Origin of the sequence: Martelella sp. NC20 (genome assembly GCF_013459645.1) — a bacterium.
In the GTDB taxonomy this organism is placed as follows: domain Bacteria; phylum Pseudomonadota; class Alphaproteobacteria; order Rhizobiales; family Rhizobiaceae; genus Martelella.
In genome coordinates this window covers 2,100,122-2,120,151 of record NZ_CP054861.1, presented here as the reverse complement: position 1 = coordinate 2,120,151, position 20,030 = coordinate 2,100,122, and the positions used below count along the sequence as shown (strand labels likewise).

The window sequence follows — 20,030 nt, the reverse complement described above, 5'->3', positions numbered from 1 at the left end:
CCAATCACCTTCCCCCACGAGCGGAGGCCCGTTTGCACAGGGAGTCCCGACTTGAACAAACCCACGCAGCCCGCTCGGCAACGTGGTTAGATCCTCGGGTCAAGCCCGAGGATGACGGGCGTGTGGAAGAGACTGCGCGGAAAACGGCTCCGCTCACTCCTGAATAAACGACGGATCGGCGAGCGTCGTCAGGTCCGGCATTTCGCGGATCACGCCGGCTTCGAGCAGCAATTGCGCGGCATCGGCAGAGAAATCGTTGAACTCGCCGCCGAAGAAGGCGATCGCTGCATCGCGGTCCTGCCATTCGAGATACTGCGCCGAGCCGGCGAACGCCTCGCCGGTCTGGTTCACATCGGCCCCCATGATCTCATAGGATTTTTCCGGTTCCGCGGCGATCATGTCCAGCGCTTCATAATAGGACGTGGCAAGCGCCTTGGCGGCGTCCGGGTTGTCTTCGAGGAAGGCCGGCGTGCAGCCGAACGTGTCCATAACCGCCGGATAATCCAGCGTGGTGGCGATGATCTTGCCAGCATCGGGCGCTTCGCGGACGGAGGAAAGGTAGGGCTCATAGGTCATCGCGGCGTCGTTCTGGCCGGCAATGAAGGCCTGGGCGGCCGGACCCGGCTCGAGATTGACGACCTTGACGTCGTCCATCGTCATGCCGTTTTCCTTGAGGATCCAGGCGAGATAGAAATAGGGCGAGGTGCCGGGCGCGGAGGCGGCGACGGTCTTGCCCTTCAGGTCGGCGATGGTCTCGATATCGCCGCGCACCACCATGCCGTCGGCGCCGTGGGACTTGTCGAGCTGGAAGATCTGCGTTGTCGGCACGCCGGCGGCGGCCCAGACGATCCAGGTTTCAACGGTGGTCGCCGCGCACTGGATGTCTCCCGAAGCGAGCGCCAGATGGCGGCTTGCCTGCGGGATCTTGATGAGATCGACATCAAGTCCGTTCTTCTCGAAAATCCCGGCCTCCTTGGCCAGCGTCAGCGGTGCGAAGCCGGTCCAGCCGGATAGGCCGATGGCGACCTTGGTTTCCTGCGCATGCGCGGCGGATGCGACGGCGAGCGCTGCGATTGCGGTAGCTGCTAGCAATTTCATGTGAAGAACCCCTCTTATGCGGGCGTAACCGCCCTTGTTGCGAGGTCGCCAGTCTAGTCGCGTTTCGGTTTTGTTGTCTAGACATATTAAACCGGCTTGCCCTCATCCGGCCTTTGGCCACCTTCTCCCCCAAGGGGAGAAGGTGGAGAAGGGGAGGCCGGCACGGCATTGCCCGTCCGCTTGTCTCCGCGATAGCTGCTTGCTCCCCCTCGCCCCGCAGGGGAGAGGGTGGCGCGAACGCGCCGGGTGAGGGGCGGACCCCCAGCGCTTGCGTTCCGCCTCAGTTCCCGAGAATGCCCGGAAGCCTGAGCCCCATCTTCTGCGCATGGTCGACGGCGATGTCGTAGCCGGCATCGGCATGGCGCATGACGCCGGTGGCCGGATCGTTCCACAGCACGCGGCCGATGCGCCGCGCGGCGTCATCCGTACCGTCGCAGCAGATCACCATGCCGGCATGCTGGGAAAAGCCCATGCCGACGCCGCCGCCGTGATGCAGCGACACCCAGGTGGCGCCGGAGGCGGTGTTCAGAAGAGCGTTCAGCAACGGCCAGTCGGAAACGGCGTCGGAACCGTCCCGCATGGCCTCGGTCTCGCGGTTCGGCGAGGCGACGGAACCGCTGTCGAGATGATCGCGGCCGATGACAATCGGCGCCTTCAGCTCGCCATTCTTCACCATTTCGTTGAAGGCGAGGCCGAGGCGGTGGCGATCGCCAAGGCCGACCCAGCAGATCCGCGCCGGCAGGCCCTGGAAATGGATGCGCTCACGGGCCATGTCCAGCCAGTTGTGCAGGTGATGATTGTCCGGCAGCAGTTCCTTGACCTTCCGGTCGGTCCTGTAGATGTCCTCCGGATCGCCGGAAAGTGCCACCCAGCGGAACGGGCCGATGCCCCGGCAGAACAGCGGGCGGATATAGGCCGGCACGAAGCCGGGGAAATCGAAAGCCCGCTCGCAGCCCTCTTCCTTGGCCATCTGGCGGATATTGTTGCCATAATCGACGGTCGGAATGCCCCTGTCGTGGAAGGCCAGCATCGCCTCCACATGGGTGCGCATCGAGGCCCGTGCGGCCTTTTCGACCGCCTTCGGATCGCGCTCGGCCTTGTCGCGCCATTCGCCAAGGCTCCAGCCGGCGGGCAGGTAGCCGTTGATGGGGTCATGCGCCGAGGTCTGGTCCGTGACGATATCCGGACGCACACCGCGCTTCACCAGTTCCGGCAGGATCTCCGCCGTGTTGCCGAGGAGGCCGACCGACTTCGCCTCGCCCGCCTTGGTCCAGGCGTCGATCATGGCGAGCGCCTCATCGAGCGTATTGGCCTTTTCGTCGACATAGCCGGTGCGGATGCGGAAATCGATGCGGGAGGGGTCGCACTCGACGGCAAGGCAGGAGGCGCCGGCCATGACGGCGGCGAGCGGCTGCGCGCCGCCCATGCCGCCAAGCCCGCCGGTGAGGATCCATCTGCCCGAGAGGTCGCCGTCGTAATGCTGGCGTCCAGCCTCGACGAAGGTCTCGTAAGTGCCCTGCACGATGCCCTGCGCACCGATATAGATCCACGATCCGGCCGTCATCTGGCCGTACATCATCAGGCCCTTGCGATCGAGCTCGTGGAAATGGTCCCAGTTCGCCCAATGCGGCACGAGATTGGAATTGGCGATCAGCACGCGCGGCGCATCGGCATGGGTGCGGAACACGCCGACCGGCTTGCCGGACTGCACCAGCAGCGTCTCGTCATCTTCCAGCGTTTTCAGCGTCTCGACGATCCGGTCGAAATCGGCCCAGGTGCGCGCCGCGCGGCCGATGCCGCCATAGACCACCAGCTCGTGCGGTTTTTCGGCGACATCCGGATCGAGATTGTTCATCAGCATCCGGAGCGGCGCTTCGGTGAGCCAGCTCTTGGCGTTCAGCTCCGTGCCGGTCGGCGCATGGATTTCGCGGGCATTGTGTCGCGGATTGTCGGTCATGTTCGTCTCCTAAATGCGCGCGGAGAACGACAGCCGTTCGATCCGCTCCAGAATGTCCTGCAGGTGGCGGCGAAGCGCCTCCGCCTTGCGGTCGTCATAGGCAAAGGGCGGGGCCTCGCTTTCAAGATGGGTCGACTGCGCAAGCTCCATCTGGATGGCGTGAACGCCGGTCTCCGGCCTGCCGTAATGCCGGATGGTCCAGCCGCCCTTGAAGCGGCCGTTGACGGCGTGGTCGTGGCCGGGTGCCAGCGACACAACGCTTGCCGCAGCCGCCTCGAATTCGGGCGCGCAGGTAACGCCGAGATTGGTGCCGATGTTGAAATCCGGAAGCTTGCCTTCGAACAAGAAGGGAATATGCGAGCGGATCGAATGGCAGTCGTAGAGAATGGCGATGCCGTGCTCGGCCTTGACCCGCGCGATCTCGGCGGCAAGCGCTGCATGATAGGGCGCGTGAAACGCTTCAAGCCGCGCTGCGATATCGGTCGCGGTCGGCGCCTCGCCGTCCTTCCAGATCGGCTTGCTGTCGAAATCCGTCTCCGGCACCAGTCCGGTGGTGTTCTGGCCTGGATAGAGGCTGACGCCTTCCGGATCGCGGTTGGCGTCGATCACGTAGCGGTGGAAGGTGGCCTTCACCGTGGTCACGTCGGCAAGCAGCCCGTCATAGAGCCGGTCGACATGCCAGTCGGTATCGGCGAGCAGGCGGCCATTGTCGTTGAGCCGGGCCTCAATATCCGGCGGAACATGCGTACCCGTGTGCGGCAAGCCGAGGATGACGGGCGATATGCCCTTTTTGACGATGACGGGGTCGGTCATGGGAAAGTATTCCTCTGTCTGAATTTATGGCAATCGTCGCCTACCCTCATCCGGCCTTCGGCCACCTTCTCCCCAGGGGGAGAAGGGGAAAACTGAGTGGCATTGCCTGTCTGCATTCTCCAGCGCCGGTTGCTTGCTCCCCCTCGCCCCGCGGGGGAGAGGGTGGCGCGCATGCGCCGGGTGAGGGGCGGAGATGGAACAGGGAAAAGCCTCACGCCGCGATCTCCGGCAGCACCCCCGCCCCGACCGCGTCGATCAGCACGCCGTCATGCACCGCATTTGCCGCCTTTTCCAGATCGCCGGCCATATAGCGGTCTTCCTCAAGCGCGGGAACGAGCCTGCGCAACGCGGCGATCGCCCTTTGCAACGCGGGGCTGGTCGCGAGCGGCGCGCGCAGTTCCACGCCCTGCGCACCGCAGAGCGCCTCTATGCCGATGATATGGCTGAGGTTCTCGGTCATCGCCAGAAGCCGGCGCGCGCCATGGCAGGCCATCGACACATGGTCTTCCTGATTGGCGGATGTCGGGGTCGAATCGACCGAGGCTGGATGGGACATCTGCTTGTTCTCGCTCATCAGCGCCGCCGATGTCACCTCGGCGATCATCAGGCCGGAATTGAGCCCCGGCTTTCTCGACAGGAAGGCCGGCAGGCCGAAGGAGAGCGCCGGGTCCACCAGCAGCGCGATCCGCCGCTGCGCGATCGCGCCGATCTCGCAGACGGCGAGCGCGATCTGGTCGGCGGCAAACGCCACCGGCTCGGCATGGAAATTGCCGCCGGACACGACGCTGTCGTCGGACAGCACCAGCGGATTGTCGGTGGCGGCATTGGCCTCGATTTCAAGCGTGCGTCCGGCCTGGCGCAGGAGATCGAGGCAGGCGCCTTCGACCTGCGGCTGGCAGCGGATGCAGTAAGGGTCCTGCACCCGTTCGTCGCCCTCGATATGGGAGACGCGGATCTCGGAACCTTCGAGAAGCGCGCGGAGGCTTGCGGCCGCATCGATCTGGCCCTGATGGCCGCGCAGAGTATGGATATCGGGATGAAACGGCGCCGGTGAGCCCATCGCCGCGTCGGTGGACAGCGCGCCGGTGACCAGTGCCGTCTGGGCGCAACGGAAGGCGCGGAACAGGCCGGCGAGCGCCAACGCCGTGGAAACCTGCGTGCCATTGATCAGCGCCAATCCCTCCTTGGCGGCAAGCCGCACCGGCGCAAGACCGGCCTTTTCAAGCGCAGCACCTCCGGAAAGCCGCTCGCCCTCGAAAACCGCCTCGCCCTCGCCCATCATCACGGCTGCCATATGAGCAAGCGGCGCAAGGTCGCCGGAGGCGCCGACCGAGCCCTTTTCGGGAATGACCGGCGTGACGCGCTTTTCCAGCATCCCCTCGATCAGGCGCACGAGTTGCAGCCGCACGCCGGACGCGCCCCGGCCGAGCGAGATCAGCTTCAGCGCCATGATCAGCCGGACGATGCTGTCATCGAGCGGCGCGCCGACGCCGCAGCAATGTGACAGGATCAGGTTGCGCTGCAGGGTCGCGGTATCGGCGGCATCGATCTTGATCGAGGCGAGCTTTCCGAAGCCGGTATTGATGCCATAGACCGGCGCATTGCCGGCGGCGATCTGGGCAATACGAGCAGCGGCCTTTTCGATGGCGGCGTCGCATGACGGGTCCAGTCGCACGGGCGTATCACTGCGATAGATGCCTTCCAGCGTCGCGAGCGTGACGCTGCCGGGCTTCAGGACGATAGTCACAGGTTCACCTCCTGCCCCTGAATATAGAGCGATCTCAGCGGATTGAAGCCGATGCGATAGACCAGTTCGGCCGGATCGGACACGTCCCAGAGCGCCATGTCGGCGGACTTGCCAACCTCAAGCGTTCCGGTTTCCGCGAGAAGGCCGAGCGCGCGGGCAGCGTTCGCCGTGACGCCTGTGAGGCATTCGGCGACGGTGAGACCGAACAGGGTCGCGCCCATGTTCATGGTCAGAAGCAGCGATGTCAGCGGCGAGGTGCCGGGGTTGCAGTCGCTCGCAAGCGCGATGGCGACGCCATGCGCGCGTAGCGCGGCAACCGGCGGGACCTGCCTTTCCCGCAACGTGTAGTAAGCGCCGGGAAGCAGCACGCCGACCGTGCCGGCTTTCGCCATCGCCGCCACGCCGTCCTCGTCGAGATATTCGATGTGATCGGCAGAGAGCGCACCAAAGGCGGCGGCCATCTTCGCGCCGCCGAGATTGGAGAGCTGCTCGGCATGGAGCTTCACCGGCAGGCCGAGGCTCGCGGAGCGCGCAAACAGCGGCCGCAACTCGTCGGGTGAAAACGCAATGCCCTCGCTGAAGCCGTCTACCGCATCGACCAGACCCTCAGCATGGGCGACCTCGAGGCCCGCAATCGCGACCTCCGCGATATAGGCAGCGTTGCGACCCTTGTATTCGGGCGGCGTGGTGTGGGCGGCAAGCCAGGTGGTCACGATCCGCACTGGACGCCGTGCTGCAAGCCTGCGGGCGGCGCGCAGCATCTTCATTTCGGCATCGATGTTGAGGCCGTAGCCGGACTTGATCTCGATGGTCGCAACGCCTTCGGCGATCAGTGCATCCAGGCGCGGAAGTGCTGCCTCGACCAGTTCGTCCTCGGTGAGCGCATTGGTGGCCGTCACGGTCGAGACGATGCCGCCGCCGGCGCGCGCGATCTCCTCGTAGGACGCGCCTTCGAGCCGCATTCCGAATTCCTTCGCCCGGCTGCCGCCATAGACGATGTGGGTGTGGCAATCGATCAGTGCCGGAGTGATCAGGCGGCCGCCGCAATCGATCGCCTCAAGGCCGGAAAAGCGGGCGGGCAGGCCGGATGCCGGACCGACATAGGCGATCCGACCCTGATCAACAGCAAGCACGCCCTCGCTCGCCACGGCGTCCCCCGCCATGGTCGCGATCAGCGCATTGTTGAAAAGCGATGGCATTGCTTTCCCCCTTATTGTCTTGTTTGGTTATTATGTATATACATAATGAAGCAACGAGCAAGCATAAAAACGGGGCTGCTGCATGACTTCCCATATTTTCGCCGACCGTATCCTGACGCCCGCGGGCTGGCGCGCGAATGCGCGCATCGCGCTCGACGGCGGCCGCATCGCCGGCCTCGCCTTCGATGCGAGCCCCGAGGCCGGCGACGAGCGCCATGCCATCATCGTGCCGGCCGTCGCCAATGTGCACAGCCATGCGTTCCAGCGCGCGATGGCCGGCCTTGCAGAGCGGCGCGGCCCCGCGAGCGACAATTTCTGGAGCTGGCGCGAGGTGATGTACCGTTTCACCTTCGCGCTCGAGCCCGACGAGGCCGAGGCGATCGCGGCCCAGCTATACGTGGAAATGCTGGAGGCCGGCTTTGCCCGCGTCGGCGAATTCCACTATCTCCACAACGACAGGGACGGCAGCCACTACGCAAACATCGGCGAGATGGCGGAACGGATCGCGGCGGCGGCCAGCGAAACCGGAATCGGCCTGACGCTGTTGCCGGTATTCTACGCCCATTCCAATTTCGGCGGCCTTGCCCCGAATGATGGCCAGCGCCGCTTCATCCACAATCTCGACGGTTTCGCCCGGCTGATGGAGGCCTCGCGGGCGATCGTCAGCGGACTGGACCACGCCGTGCTCGGCGTCGCCCCCCATTCGCTGCGTGCCGTTACCCCCGAAGAACTTGCCGCCGTCAGCGCCCTGGCCGACGGCCCCGTCCACATGCATATCGCCGAGCAGGTGAAGGAAGTGGATGATTGCCGCGACTGGAGCGGCAGGCGGCCGGTCGAATGGCTCCTCGAAAACACCGGCGTCGACGCCCGCTGGTGCCTGATCCACGCCACCCACATGACCGACGCCGACGCCGACGGGCTTGCGAAATCCGGCGCGGTCGCGGGGCTCTGCCCGGTCACCGAGGCCAATCTCGGCGACGGTATCTTCCCGGCAAGCCGGTTCCTCGATGCCGGCGGCGCCTTCGGCGTCGGCTCGGATTCCAACGTACAGATCGGGCTTTCGGACGAATTGCGCCAGCTCGAATATGCCCAGCGCCTCGGGGAGCGGGCCCGCAACGTGATCGCAAGCCCCGGCGGCACCACCGGCCGTCGCCTGTTCGACGGCGCGCTCGCGGGCGGAGCGCAGGCGATGGGCATCAAGGCCGGCATTGCCGAGGGCCTGCCGGCGAGCTTCTTCTCGCTCGACGGTTCCACAGCGCCCTGGCTCGCCGAAGACCAGGCCCTCGACGGCTTCATCTTCGCCGGCCAGTTGAAACCCGACTGCGTCTGGGTCAACGGCATCAAACAGGTCGAAGGCGGCCGACACGTCAAGCGCACGGCGATCGAGACGCGGTTCCGCAAGACAATGACGGCGCTGATGGCGCGGAGCGGCTGAAGCGGTCAAGAAAAGCGTTCGGTGAACGGCCTTGCAGCCAGCTTCCACATGAGACTTGCGGGCAACCTACAATCTCTCCCCTTGAGGGAGAGATGCCCCGACAGGGGCAGAGAGGGGTGAACCCTTTCAGAGAGCACTGCACCTGCGGCTTATGCCCCTTACCCCTCTCTGTCGCTTTCGCGACATCTCCCCCTCAAGGGGGGAGATTAAAGCTGCATTGCACGGGACCCAACGACCTCCGCCGAAACAGGAAAGACCGCCGGCCCCGGCCACCATCTCACTTCGCGTCCGGCCAGGCCGTCGGATCGGTATCGAGATCCGGGAACTTCTTCGGATCGAAGATCGGCCGTTTGATCCCGGCGGCAAGCTGGTCGCGGAAATCGTTGATCAGCCGGAGCGCGATCGGGAACAGCATCATCAGCGCCAGAAGGTTGACGACCGCAAGAATGCCCATCATCGGGTCGGAGAAGTTGAACACCGATGTCGCGCCGGGGGCGACCGCGCCGATGAAGACAATTGCGATGATGACAATCCTGAGGATCTGCAGCGCGCTCGGCCTGTCGGTCATGAAATCGAGCGCGTTCTCGCCGAGATAGTAGTTGTAGATGATCGACGAGAACGAGAACAGGAAGATCGCCGCCGTCAGATAATACTGCGCCCAGTTGCCGAGGTGATCGACAATGCTCTGCTGCGTCAGGATCACGCCGTCGACGCCCTTCTGCCCCGGCTGATAGACATCGCCGAGCAGAATGATGAACGCCGTGCACGAGCAGATGATCATCGTGTCGATGAACACCGAAAAGCTCTGCGTGATGCCCTGGCTCACCGGATGGCGGACATAGGCGGTGGCGGCGACATTGGGTGCCGACCCGAGACCCGCCTCGTTGGAAAACAGCCCGCGCCTGAGCCCGTTGGAAACCGCAGCCCCGATGCCGCCGGCCACCGCTTCGCGGATGCCGACCGCATTGGCGACGATATCCCACAGCACGGCCGGAACGGCGGTGATATTGATGAGGATGATCACCAGCGCCATGCCGATATAGCCGAGGGCCATGATCGGAATGATGACATCGGACACCTTGGCGATCCGATGAATGCCGCCGAACACGATGAAGCCTGTCGCCGCCGCCAGCACGACGCCCGTGACATAGCGCGGTATGCCGAGACTGTCGGCCGCCGCGCCCGCCACGGTGTTGCCCTGGAATGCATTGAAGCCGATCGCGAAGGCCGCGATCAGGCAGACCGCGTAGATGATCGCCAGCCAGCGATAGTTCGCGCCAAGACCGTAGATGATGGCGGAGGCGGGGCCGCCGCGATAATCGCCATTCGGTTCGGTGCGCTTGTAGGCCTGGGCAAGCGTCGCCTCGACCAGGCTCGAACACATGCCGACAAGGGCAATCGCCCACATCCAGAACACCGCGCCCGGCCCGCCGGCCGTGATCGCCACCGCCACGCCGGCGATATTGCCGCCGCCGACGCGCCCGCCGACCGAAACGAACAGCGCCTCGCGGGCGCTGATCTTGGAGGGGTCGCCATCCTCATCGCCCCACAACACGCCGAACATGCGCTTGAAGAACCGGAACTGCACGAAGCCGCTCGCAACCGTGAAGAACACGCCGAGCACAACCAGGAACGGCACCAGTGCCCAGCCCCAGGTCAGATCGTTGATATAGTTGAAGATCGTATCGAAAAACTGCACTGCCAGTCCCCTTTTGTCGCAAATGCATGATTGCGCGCGAACGCATCGATGCTCCAGGGTCCCCACCCGAACGGACCTGCATGGCCCGCTGTTTTTGATTTGCTTGGAGGAAAGCGTATGCGCGAACGCGCCACGGGGCAAGCAGGTTCTGCCGCGTCATTGGCCGAAGCAACGCGGCGCGCAAAGCGCCGCGTCGCGACATAGCGGCTCAGCGCCAGCCAAGGCCCGGCGCGACATGTTTCAGGATCGCCTCGATGACATGCGCGTTGTAGGCGACGCCAAGCTGGTTCGGCACGGTGAGCAGCAGCGTATCGGCCTCGGCGATCGCCTCGTCGCCCTTCAATTGCTCGATCAGCCGGTCCGGCTCGGCGGCATAGGAACGGCCGAACACCGCGCGGGTCTGTTCATCGATATAGCCGATCGAATCCTGCTCGTTGCCGCCCCGGCCGAAATAGGCCCGGTCCATGTCGTTGGTGAGCGCGAAAATCGAACGGCTGACCGAAACGCGCGGCGTCCAGTCGTGGCCGGCCTCTTTCCAGGCGGCGCGGTAGGCGCGGATCTGATCGGCCTGCTGCTTGTGAAGCGGCTCGCCGGTCTCGTCGAATTTCAGCGTCGAACTCTGCAGGTTCATGCCGAGCGCGGCCGCCCATCGCGCGGTCGCATTGGTCGCCGAACCCCACCAGATGCGTTGTCGAAGCCCTTCGGAATGGGGTTCGAGCCGCAGCAGGCCGGGCGGGTTGGGAAACATCGGGCGCGGATTGGGTTCGGCAAAGCCCCTGCCTTCAAGCTGGTCGAGGAACACCTCGGTGTGACGGCGCGCCATGGCGGCATCGTCTTCCCCTTCGCCGGGCTGATAGCCGAAATGGCGCCAGCCCTCGATCACCTGTTCGGGCGAGCCGCGCGAAATGCCGAGTTGCAGCCTTCCGCCCGAAATCAGATCGGCAGAGCCCGCATCCTCCACCATGTAAAGCGGGTTTTCGTAGCGCATGTCGATGACGCCGGTCCCGATCTCGATCCGGTTCGTCCTGGCGCCGATGGCGGCCAGAAGCGGAAACGGCGAGGACAATTGCCGGGCGAAGTGATGCACCCGGAAATAGGCCCCGTCGGCCCCCAGTTCCTCGGCGGCGACCGCAAGGTCGATCGACTGCGACAGCACGTCGGCGGCGGAGCGGGTCGCCGATTGCGGCGACGGCGTCCAGTGTCCAAAGGACAAAAATCCTATTTTCTTCATGTTATGCATACCTCCGGCATAGTCATGCCTCTGTTTCCCGGGCTGGCCCTGTTTTCCGATAGATGCCGTTCGCGCCCCGCAAGGGCAATGGGTCGTTCGATGAACACAGCGTTTTCGGCAGACCCGGCCAAAACGCAAAACGACCCGCCATCGGGCGGGTCGTCGCATATCCAGAAAACATTCCGCCAGATCGCCCGGCCTGAAGCGCGCGGTCGCGGACAAGACCGGTCATGCCGGGACGGCAGTGGCCGGAGAGGCCTATTTCGCGGCGACCTTCCTGGCCCGGCTCTTCTTCGGCTTTTCTTCCGGAGCGGACGCTTCGCGCTCAATGCGCAGGCGGCGCAAACGCTCCGTCTTGGTGAGAATCCGCGTTGCCTCTTCGGCAATGATCTCGCGCGCCACCTTGTCGGTGGTCGCCAGCTTGTCCGTGGCCGAAACCCGGCCAGGCTTGAAAAACTGATCTTTTGTCGCAGTCATGGCAGTCTCCCTGATCGGACGCCGTGCCGGCCCTGAAGGGGGTCCGCCTTTCACGGAAAAGCGGTCCCACTCTGTCTCTTTGGTTTTCATGCGCGTCCGGGCGGAAAACCGGTATCCACATTTCGTGGACGCGCCTTAGCTCTTCTTGCGCGCGGCAGGAAGAAGACCTTCGCGCTGCATCTGCTTTCTTTTCAGCTTGCGCAGACGACGAACCGCCTCGCCTGCCTCGCGATTGCGCTTTTCCGAAGGCTTCTCGTAAGATCGCCGCGCCCGCATCTCGCGAAAGATGCCCTCACGCTGCATTTTCTTCTTCAGGACGCGAAGCGCCTGATCGACATTATTATCTCTTACCAGTACCTGCAAGAAAACCTCCTTGATTGCGTTACGTTTCTTCCACGTTCCCGGCCATGCAGCGCCGGAGCGCGCACGAGCGGCAACGTGAAAACAAAAAGGCCGGGATTACCCCGACCTCTTCCCAGTCACTGCCAGTACATCCGTGGTCAGCGACAGCGAATGACAATTATCTGCAACTTGAAATAAGGTGGTGTCCACCGTTGCCCCGCACCGGTTGCCAGTACATCCGTGGTCAACCGGGAAGCAGTAAGATCAAGCAGCCTGAAGATTGTCGGCCGCGCTCTTTCCAGAGCGGTTGTCGCGAACGACTTCATAGCTCAATTTCTGACCGTCATTGAGCGACTGCATACCCGCACGCTCAACAGCAGAAATATGAACGAAAACGTCCGTGCTGCCATCATCGGGCTGGATAAAGCCAAAACCCTTGGCGGCATTGAACCATTTCACTGTTCCGGTCGACATGATGATATCCTTTCAATTGGTTTTTATTTCGCGATGATTCGCGAATGAGATCGATTTTGAAAGGATATCGGTGGGAGCTTGCCGCCCCCGGACAACGTCACAAGCAATGGTCGATGACCACTCATATAGGCCGCTGCACCGCCGATTGCAACGGTCGGGGGCAAATTAAACCAGCCGTCGCAGCCAGAGCGGGATACCGATAACGTGCTTCGCGAGGGAGCATACCACACGAAACGGACGCCTGACAGTCGCCCGGAGGCTCTCAAGAAGCAGCGAGACAGGCGCTGCCGCCCTTACGTCTTCAGGGCGTCGATGTCAGCAAAATAGAGTCCAGCGCCTGCGGGTATTGCTTCGAAAGGCGGGAAAAGTTCAATCATTCGAGCCACCTTTGCCAAGATGTAAAAAACAACCGATTATTGTGCCTGCACCGATTTTCGGTTATCGCCGGGGCGGGAGTGCGCAGATACAGGCCTTATTACATGAGAATTCCATCTCCAGCCGCGTTTTTATCGGAACGGCCCCGTCGACTGGGCCGCAGCCGATGGGTGCGCTACGGGCTGGCGGGCGGTATTCTGCTGGCCGTGGCCGTCTATCACCTCGTGCCCACAATCGTCTCGCCCGTATCCATGCGCGGTGCGCTGGAAGAAGCGCTTTCGGGATGGCTCGGAGCACAGGCGTCGATTGCGGGCGCACCGGAAATTTCCTACTGGCCCCGCCCCCGGGTCACCGCGCATGGCGCCGCAGTCGCCCGCCCGGACGGCGGCGGTCTGCTGGTGTACGGAAACGCGGCGGAACTCACAGCCGATTTCGGCATTTTCGGCGCGCTTTCGGGCAATCCCGCGTTCTCCGATCTGACGCTCGACAAGGCCGTTGTCGTACTGGAAGATGCCGGCGCTCCGGGCGCTGCGCCGGCGAACAGGCTGGCCACGGCGGTCGCGGCCATTCAGGATGGCCAGGCCGACGCGATTAATGGCAAGGGCCCGGGAGAGCTGCGGCTTTCAAACAGCACCATCGCCATTGCCGGCGACGGCGATCCGCGGATCGTGAAAGCCGTCACCGGAAAGCTGGACTGGGAAGAATTGGATGGCGCCGCCCGTTTCACAGGATCGGCCGAGATCGGAGGCGAGCCAACCGAGATCTCGCTCAGGACCGCCAAGCCGGCCACACTGCTTGCCGGCGGTTCCTCGACGGTCGACCTCACTCTCGCCAATGCCCTTGCCTCGGTGAGCTATCAGGGCTCCGCATCGGGCAGAATGCCCTACGTCCTGAACGGAAGCTTTTCCCTTTCGACCGCCGACCTGCAGAATTTGCTGACGACGCTCGGCGTCGAGACCCGGTTCCTGAGCACGGTCGGTCAGGCATCGCTGAAAGGCCAGGTCGCGCGCAGCGGGTCATCGCTGCGGTTCTCGCCTGTGGAACTGGCAATCGGCGACGCCAGGGGCAGCGGCGCTCTCGATATCGAGTTGCAGACGCCCGAGGAGCCGGCCAGGATTTCCGCGACCATGGCGTTCACGGATATCGCGCTGTTCGATGCCCAGTCCTCGCTGCCCTCATGGATCGACACCATGGCGGATGGTTCGGATGACGAGACCGGCCAGCCGCTCTCCGATCTCGATCTGCGGGTCTCGGCCGGCACCGTGCGGCTTGCCGACATCACCTTGTCGGACGTGGCCGCCAGCATCATCCGCACCAGCGAGCAGACCAGTTTCGATATCGCCGACAGCAGGCTCGATAATGGCACATTGTACGGCCATGTCGCCGTTCGCAACGAAGGCACCGCCAAGGTCCGGCTGAATGCGGAGAATGTCAGGTCTGGCCCGCTTTTCCGTCAGCTCGGCTTTGCCGTGCCGCTGGAAAGCAACGCGCTCGACCTCGAATTGATCTACCAGGCGGCATTGCCGCTGCAACGAGACGCCAAGGACGGCCTTTCGGGCAGTTTCCGCTTTTCCGCCGGCCAGGGCCAGTTGACCTGGCTTGATCTCAACGCGATCCTGGAAACCGCCGCCAACAGCAACGCCTTCGCGTTCTCGCCGCTGAAACAGGCGCCCTATGCGTTCCGGTCGATCAAAGGTCGCGGCACGCTCGATGGCACGATGCTGACCCTTGAGGGCGTCACCATCGAATCCGAGAACAGGCAGGTCACGATCGACGGCCGGATCGACACAGCCTCCGGACAGCTGGAGGCCAACCTGACGGCGATCCCGAAGAACGGCACGTCGCTGTCGCTCGATATCAGCGGAAATGCGCTGGCCGCCTTTGCCCGGGTCACGGAAATGCCGCCAAAGCCTGTTTCCGAGTAGACCGACAGCCCTTGCCCTGCAACGGCACGCGATCTCACGCGTCCGATTCCGAGCGCCTGCCGGCGTAAAGCTGCGCCCGCGCCTTCATGAACCTGTAAAGCCGGTCGGCGACCTGGCGGATTTCGCGCTGGCGGCGATCATCGTCATGCAACACGAGCCACTGATCATGGGCGAGCGCATCGATCACCGGCCCGGCGCGCACCAGGCGCGGGTTGGTATCGCCGATGAAACACGGCAGAACGGCAATGCCGGCGCCCGCCTCGACCAGATCGAGCATGGAGCGCGGCCGGCTTACCGACATGATGATGGCGTTGGCGTGATGCGTATGGGGCCAGAGCAGATAGCCGGAAATCGCCTCCTCGCGGGTGACCGCGATCCATTGCTCGGCGACCGCGGCCGGCGCGTTCTTGGCCCTGAAAGCCGCGTAGGCGACCGGGCAGACGCGCCGGGCGGCAAGATTGGTCTCTTCCGGCCTGAACGAGCGGATACCGATATGGTTTTCACGGTGGGCAAGGCTCGCGCGTTGTTCGCCGACGAGGAACTGGAGGCGAACGGGATCGCCGGGCGACCGGATTTCACTGATGTGCTGGCTGACCAGAAAGGCATTCCAGGTGCCGATCGCCAGGCGCACCAGCGTCGGGGCCGCCGTCTCGCCGCGCCAGTCCTCGACCCGGCGCAGCCTGCCTTCCGCGTCCTTCAGCATCGCATGCAGGGTTTCGCCGTCCGGCGTCAGGCTGTAGCCGCGCGGGCTGCGCCGGAACAGGGTCCTGCCGAGCCGTTGCTCGAGATCGAGCATGTGCCTGCCGACGGTGGCCGGACTGAGCGCGCTTTCTTCCGCAGCACCCGACAGCCCGCCATGACGGACGACCAGCAGGAACAACTGATAATGAGACCATGGAGCATTTTTCATGCATGAAAAATAGGCCTCATTTCACGCGATATCAAACGATAATTTTTGCGCTTAATAGAGGTGATGGCTCACGACAAAGGAGACATCGCCAATGCCCCGACCGCCCAAAATCATCGACGTCGTCAACTGGCGCGACATGCCCGAGGACGACTATTACCGCGCCCACGCCAATCCGCTCCCGAGACCCTGGTATTGGCTGGTTGCGTTCGCGCAGCGGTGCGCTGCCGCCTTTCGCCTCATAAAGCGTCGCCGGCAGCGACGCCCGAGGCCCATGCCCACTGGAAATTGTAACCGCCAAGCCAGCCGGTAACGTCGACGCATTCGCCGATGAAATAAAGCCCCGGCACGGCGCGCGCTTCCATTGTGGCCGAAGACAGCGCGCTGGTGTCGATGCCGCCGAGCGTCACCTCGGCGGTGCGGTAGCCCTCGGTGCCCGCGGGCTTGACCCGCCAGTCCTGAACGGCCCGGGCAAGGGCTTCGAGCGCCTTGTCCGCCGTGTCGGCCAAAGGTCCGGCGGGGCCGCGTTTCTCCGCAAGATACTGCGCCAGCCGCTTGGGCAGATGAGCGGAAAGCGCGGTGGCAGCGCTTTGCCGGCCATTGTCGCGCTTGGCCTTGATGAGTTCGGCCGCAAGGTCGATGGCGGGCAGCATGCGCACCGCGATTTCCTGTCCCGGTTTCCAGAAGGATGAAATCTGCAGGATTGCGGGCCCGGACAGCCCGCGATGGGTGATCAGCATCGCCTCGCGAAACGCGGTCTTGCCGCAGCCGATCTCGGTTTCGACCCCGATGCCCGACAGTGGCTGCAATTCCGCCTGCAACTGCGGATCCAGCGTGAACGGCACCAGGCCGGGCCGCGGCTCGACCATCGCAATGGCGAAGCTTGCGGCGACATCATAGGCAAACCCGGTGGCGCCCATTTTCGGGATCGACTTGCCGCCGGTGGCGATCACCAGAGCGGCGGATGACGCCTTTTCGCCATTCAGCCGCATCACGAACCGGTCTCCGATGCGGGAGATCTCGCTGGCAGCGGTTTCAAGCGCGACCGTGACGCCGCCGCGCGCGCATTCCGCCATCAGCATGGCGATGATCTCGCGCGCCGAGCCGTCGCAGAACAGTTGGCCCAGCGTCTTTTCGTGCCAGGCGATGCCGTGGCTCTCGACGAGATCGATAAAATCGCGCGGGGTGTAGCGCGCCAGTGCGGATTTGGCGAAATGCGGGTTTTCGGAGATGTAGTTGCGCGGGCCGGCATGGATATTGGTGAAATTGCAGCGGCCGCCGCCGGAGATGCGGATCTTCTCGCCGGGCTTGGCCGCATGGTCGATCAGCAGCACCCTGCGGCCGCGTTTGCCGGCGCGCGCGGCGCACATCAGCCCGGCAGCTCCGGCCCCCACGATAATGACATCATATTCTTTCATTCGCCTGTTATCCCCAAGGCGGCGTCCGGTTCCGGCGCAGAAACTCAACTTGCCCCCTCGCCAACGCGTCACGGGTGTTTATGATACAGAAAACCGCAATGACAACCGGCGAGAAAAATGTCAGCCAAGAAAATGTCCATGAAAGCCGCAAGCAGATCCCCAGGCAACAGAGCCAAACGGGCGAAGAAGCCGACCGTGCTGTCTTCGCCTGCATCCGCGCGCGGCGTCGCCGACTGGAAGGATGCCGCCCGCTGGCTGAAGGCGCGCGGCATCGAGGATATCGAATGCATCACGCCCGATATTGCCGGCGTGCCGCGCGGCAAGATGATGCCGACATCGAAGTTTACGTCCAACACCTCGCTTGCCCTTCCCTCCGCGCTCTACCGCCACACGATTTCGGGCGACTATCCGGATGAAAGCGGCAGCTTCCGCTATGAGCCGCGCGACAATGACCTCAAGCTCGTGCCCGATCTGTCGACGCTGACGACGGTTCCCTGGGAAAGCGACCCGACCGCGCAGGTGATCTGCGACGTCGTCGGCTCCGATGGCGCGGAGGTGCCCTACGCCCCGCGCAACGTACTGAAACGGGTCATCGAGCTCTACGAAAAAAAGGGATGGCGCCCGGTGGTCGCGCCCGAGATCGAATTCTATCTCGTGGCCAAGAATGACGATCCCGACCTGCCGCTGACGCCGCCCGTCGGCCGTTCCGGACGCCCGATCGTGGCCGGCCAGGCCTATTCGATCGCCGGCATCAACGAGTTCGACGAGCTGATCGACGATATCTATCACTTCTGCGAGGCGCAGGGCCTTGAGATCGACACCCTGATCCACGAGGAGGGGCCGGCCCAGCTCGAGATCAATCTCCGCCATGGCGATCCGCTGGAGCTTGCCGACCAGGTGTTCTATTTCAAGCGCACAATCCGAGAAGCGGCCACCAAGCACGGCACGTTTGCGACCTTCATGGCCAAGCCGATGCAGGGCCAGCCGGGCTCGGCCATGCATATCCATCAGTCGCTGATCGATATCGAGACCGGCCGCAACGTGTTTTCGCTGGAAAACGGCGAGCCCTCGCCCGAATTCTTCCACTTCATCGGCGGCATGCAGAAATACGTGCCGTCAACGCTGGTGATGATGGCGCCCTATGTGAATTCCTACCGCCGGCTGACGCCGGACATGGCCTGCCCGGTCAACACCGCCTGGGGCTACGACAACCGCACCACCGCGTTCCGCATCCCGGTTTCCGACCCGGATTCGCGGCGGGTCGAAAACCGGCTGCCGAGCTCCGACGCCAATCCCTACCTCGCGCTTGCGGCCTCGCTCGCCTGCGGCTATCTCGGCATCGAGAACCTTGCCGATCCCTCCGCGCCGACGGCCGATACCGCCAATGAGGGCATTGTCGATCTACCGCGGGGCCTGTTGGAGGCGCTGGCGCTGCTCGAGGCCGAAACGGCGCTCGTCCCGGTGCTTTCCCACGAATTCATCGACCTTTACGCCGGGATCAAGCGCGGCGAATTCGAAACCTTCATGGAGGTGATCAGCCCCTGGGAACGGGAATACCTGCTCCTGCACGTGTAACAGTAAACGATTTTTGATGACGGAGACGATGGCGAATGAAATGGCAAAGCCCGATTGCGCCGGGGATGTCCTGGTATCAGGCAACGCTCGCCGAGCGGCCGACCTATCCCCAGCTTGACGGCTCGACGAGCGCGGATGTCATCGTCGTCGGCGGCGGCTTTACCGGCCTTCAGGCGGCCTATCAACTGGCGGCCGACGGCGTCGACGTGGTGCTGATCGACGCCGCCCGGTTCGGCGACGGCGCATCGGGGCGCAATGGCGGCCAGCTCGGAACCGGCCAGCACTGGTGGCCGGAGGACATGGAACACAAGCTCGGCAAGGCCCGATCGCTGGCCTTTTTCCGCATGGCCGAGGATGCCAAGTCCCACCTGCTGGATTTCGCCCGCGCCCAGAAGATCAATATCGATTTCACCCCCGGCCAGCTCTCCGTCGCGCATAAACGCGGCAAGGAGTACGCCTACCGCAGCCACGCCGAGGTGCTGGCGGAACGCTACGACTACCCGCATCTGTCCTTCATGGGCCGGCAGGAGACGGCGGAGCGGCTTGGCTCCAGCCATTATCACTGCGGCCTGCGCGATATCGGCACCGGCCATATCCATCCGCTGAAACTTCTGGTCGGCACCGCGAGCGCTGCGGCAAAGGCCGGCGCGCGCCTGTTCGAAATGACCAAGGCCCTCAATATCGACCGCGCCGACGGCAGGATCGCGGTGGAGACCGACCGCGGAACGATTACCGCCGATCGCGCCCTGATCGCCTGCAACGGCTACATCAAGGAGCACCTGGAACCGAAAACGGCGGCGAAGATCATGCCGATCCGCTCCTTCATCGCCGCAACCACCCGGATCCCGAAGGCGCTAAAGATTTTGCCCGGCGGCGAATCGGTCGATGACAGCCGGTTTGTGGTGCGCTACTTTCGCAAGGCACCGACCGGAGAATTGCTGTTCGGCGGGCGCGAGGTCTATTCCGCCGATGATCCGAAAAACGTTGCCAGACATCTCCACCGCCAGATCATGCAGGTCTATCCGCAACTGGCCAGCGTCGACATCACTCATGCCTGGGGCGGGTCGGTGGGCATTACCCTGCCGCGCCGGCCGCTGGTGCACGACATCATGCCGGGCGTCACCTCGATCGGCGGGTTCTCGGGCCACGGCGTCATGCTGTCGAATTACTGCGGCAAGCTTTATGCCGACGAGATCGCGGGACGCTCGCAGGATCTCGGGCTTTACCGCGACCTCGAAATCCCCTCATTCCCGGGCGGCGAGCGGCTGCGCAGGCCACTGCTGTTCCTGGCGCTCACATGGTTCGCGCTGCGCGACCTGATCTAGTTGATTTGTTTTTCCGCGCTTGCGGACCGGTAA

Annotated in this window: 16 protein-coding genes; 4 read left to right on the top strand and 12 right to left on the bottom strand. The window is 63.9% G+C overall.

From position 1 onward, the window contains the following. Nucleotides 1-153: 153 nt before the first annotated feature. The 5 genes from HQ843_RS10155 to hutI form a co-directional block, all read right to left on the bottom strand. Complete coding sequence (locus tag HQ843_RS10155) at nt 154-1,098, bottom strand: ABC transporter substrate-binding protein (RefSeq protein WP_180898420.1); 945 nt, start codon at nt 1,096-1,098, stop codon at nt 154-156. 280 nt (nt 1,099-1,378) lie between these two features. Next, a complete protein-coding gene (gene hutU / locus HQ843_RS10150) occupies nt 1,379-3,055 on the bottom strand; it encodes a urocanate hydratase (protein ID WP_180898421.1) in 1,677 nt (558 codons plus the stop codon). A 9-nt stretch (nt 3,056-3,064) separates the two neighbouring features. After that, nucleotides 3,065-3,868, bottom strand: a complete 804-nt coding sequence (gene hutG, locus HQ843_RS10145; RefSeq protein WP_180898422.1) for an N-formylglutamate deformylase — start codon at nt 3,866-3,868, stop codon at nt 3,065-3,067. Nucleotides 3,869-4,079: 211 nt separating this feature from the next. Next, nucleotides 4,080-5,615, bottom strand: a complete 1,536-nt coding sequence (gene hutH / locus HQ843_RS10140; RefSeq protein WP_180898423.1) for a histidine ammonia-lyase — start codon at nt 5,613-5,615, stop codon at nt 4,080-4,082. Continuing rightward, entirely contained in the window at nt 5,612-6,814 is a 1,203-nt protein-coding gene (hutI, locus tag HQ843_RS10135) for an imidazolonepropionase (protein ID WP_180898424.1), read from the bottom strand. Before hutI ends, hutH begins: the two co-directional genes overlap by 4 nt. An 82-nt stretch (nt 6,815-6,896) precedes the next feature. On the opposite strand from hutI, the gene HQ843_RS10130 reads away from it, so the two are divergent. Then, entirely contained in the window at nt 6,897-8,249 is a 1,353-nt protein-coding gene (locus tag HQ843_RS10130; RefSeq protein WP_180898425.1) for a formimidoylglutamate deiminase, read from the top strand. A gap of 277 nt (nt 8,250-8,526) precedes the next feature. On the opposite strand, the gene HQ843_RS10125 is transcribed toward HQ843_RS10130, so the two are convergent. The 5 genes from HQ843_RS10125 to HQ843_RS10105 form a co-directional block, all read right to left on the bottom strand. Continuing rightward, entirely contained in the window at nt 8,527-9,948 is a 1,422-nt protein-coding gene (locus HQ843_RS10125; protein WP_180898426.1) for an alanine/glycine:cation symporter family protein, read from the bottom strand. A gap of 208 nt (nt 9,949-10,156) precedes the next feature. Continuing rightward, the gene (locus HQ843_RS10120; protein ID WP_180898427.1) at nt 10,157-11,179 is read right to left on the bottom strand and encodes an LLM class flavin-dependent oxidoreductase; all 1,023 of its coding nucleotides are present in this window, start codon (nt 11,177-11,179) and stop codon (nt 10,157-10,159) included. Nucleotides 11,180-11,437: 258 nt separating this feature from the next. Then, nucleotides 11,438-11,656, bottom strand: coding sequence for a hypothetical protein (locus tag HQ843_RS10115; RefSeq protein WP_180898428.1), 219 nt, complete (start codon nt 11,654-11,656; stop codon nt 11,438-11,440). 135 nt (nt 11,657-11,791) lie between these two features. Further along, a complete protein-coding gene (gene rpsU, locus HQ843_RS10110; RefSeq protein WP_180898429.1) occupies nt 11,792-12,019 on the bottom strand; it encodes a 30S ribosomal protein S21 in 228 nt (75 codons plus the stop codon). 243 nt (nt 12,020-12,262) lie between these two features. Next, the gene (locus HQ843_RS10105) at nt 12,263-12,472 is read right to left on the bottom strand and encodes a cold-shock protein (RefSeq protein ID WP_018065178.1); all 210 of its coding nucleotides are present in this window, start codon (nt 12,470-12,472) and stop codon (nt 12,263-12,265) included. 545 nt (nt 12,473-13,017) lie between these two features. Here HQ843_RS10105 and HQ843_RS10100 point away from each other — a divergent pair. After that, entirely contained in the window at nt 13,018-14,772 is a 1,755-nt protein-coding gene (locus tag HQ843_RS10100; protein ID WP_180898430.1) for an AsmA family protein, read from the top strand. A 34-nt stretch (nt 14,773-14,806) separates the two neighbouring features. Here the strand turns inward: HQ843_RS10100 and HQ843_RS10095 are convergent, their stop codons facing one another. After that, on the bottom strand, nt 14,807-15,682 hold the full coding sequence (locus tag HQ843_RS10095) for a LysR family transcriptional regulator (protein ID WP_180898431.1): 876 nt from the start codon (nt 15,680-15,682) through the stop codon (nt 14,807-14,809). A gap of 236 nt (nt 15,683-15,918) precedes the next feature. After that, nucleotides 15,919-17,097, bottom strand: a complete 1,179-nt coding sequence (locus HQ843_RS10090) for a BaiN/RdsA family NAD(P)/FAD-dependent oxidoreductase (protein ID WP_180898432.1) — start codon at nt 17,095-17,097, stop codon at nt 15,919-15,921. A gap of 117 nt (nt 17,098-17,214) precedes the next feature. On the opposite strand from HQ843_RS10090, the gene HQ843_RS10085 reads away from it, so the two are divergent. Both HQ843_RS10085 and HQ843_RS10080 read left to right on the top strand, forming a co-directional pair. Then, the gene (locus HQ843_RS10085; RefSeq protein WP_180898433.1) at nt 17,215-18,672 is read left to right on the top strand and encodes a glutamine synthetase family protein; all 1,458 of its coding nucleotides are present in this window, start codon (nt 17,215-17,217) and stop codon (nt 18,670-18,672) included. Between the two features lie 35 nt (nt 18,673-18,707). Next, nucleotides 18,708-19,997, top strand: a complete 1,290-nt coding sequence (locus HQ843_RS10080; RefSeq protein ID WP_180898434.1) for an NAD(P)/FAD-dependent oxidoreductase — start codon at nt 18,708-18,710, stop codon at nt 19,995-19,997. The last annotated feature ends 33 nt before the right edge of the window (nt 19,998-20,030 follow it).

Excerpts from the sequence above, each read along its gene's own strand:
- hutG (WP_180898422.1), bottom strand. The coding sequence starts at position 3,868 with ATGACCGACCCCGTCATCGTCAAAAAGGGCATATCGCCCGTCATCCTC.
- HQ843_RS10085 (WP_180898433.1), top strand. The coding sequence starts at position 17,215 with ATGTCAGCCAAGAAAATGTCCATGAAAGCCGCAAGCAGATCCCCAGGC.
- hutI (WP_180898424.1), bottom strand. The coding sequence starts at position 6,814 with ATGCCATCGCTTTTCAACAATGCGCTGATCGCGACCATGGCGGGGGAC.
- HQ843_RS10090 (WP_180898432.1), bottom strand. The coding sequence starts at position 17,097 with ATGAAAGAATATGATGTCATTATCGTGGGGGCCGGAGCTGCCGGGCTG.
- HQ843_RS10115 (WP_180898428.1), bottom strand. The coding sequence starts at position 11,656 with ATGACTGCGACAAAAGATCAGTTTTTCAAGCCTGGCCGGGTTTCGGCC.
- HQ843_RS10080 (WP_180898434.1), top strand. The coding sequence starts at position 18,708 with ATGAAATGGCAAAGCCCGATTGCGCCGGGGATGTCCTGGTATCAGGCA.
- HQ843_RS10130 (WP_180898425.1), top strand. The coding sequence starts at position 6,897 with ATGACTTCCCATATTTTCGCCGACCGTATCCTGACGCCCGCGGGCTGG.
- HQ843_RS10120 (WP_180898427.1), bottom strand. The coding sequence starts at position 11,179 with ATGAAGAAAATAGGATTTTTGTCCTTTGGACACTGGACGCCGTCGCCG.
- HQ843_RS10155 (WP_180898420.1), bottom strand. The coding sequence starts at position 1,098 with ATGAAATTGCTAGCAGCTACCGCAATCGCAGCGCTCGCCGTCGCATCC.
- HQ843_RS10105 (WP_018065178.1), bottom strand. The coding sequence starts at position 12,472 with ATGTCGACCGGAACAGTGAAATGGTTCAATGCCGCCAAGGGTTTTGGC.
- hutU (WP_180898421.1), bottom strand. The coding sequence starts at position 3,055 with ATGACCGACAATCCGCGACACAATGCCCGCGAAATCCATGCGCCGACC.
- HQ843_RS10095 (WP_180898431.1), bottom strand. The coding sequence starts at position 15,682 with ATGAAAAATGCTCCATGGTCTCATTATCAGTTGTTCCTGCTGGTCGTC.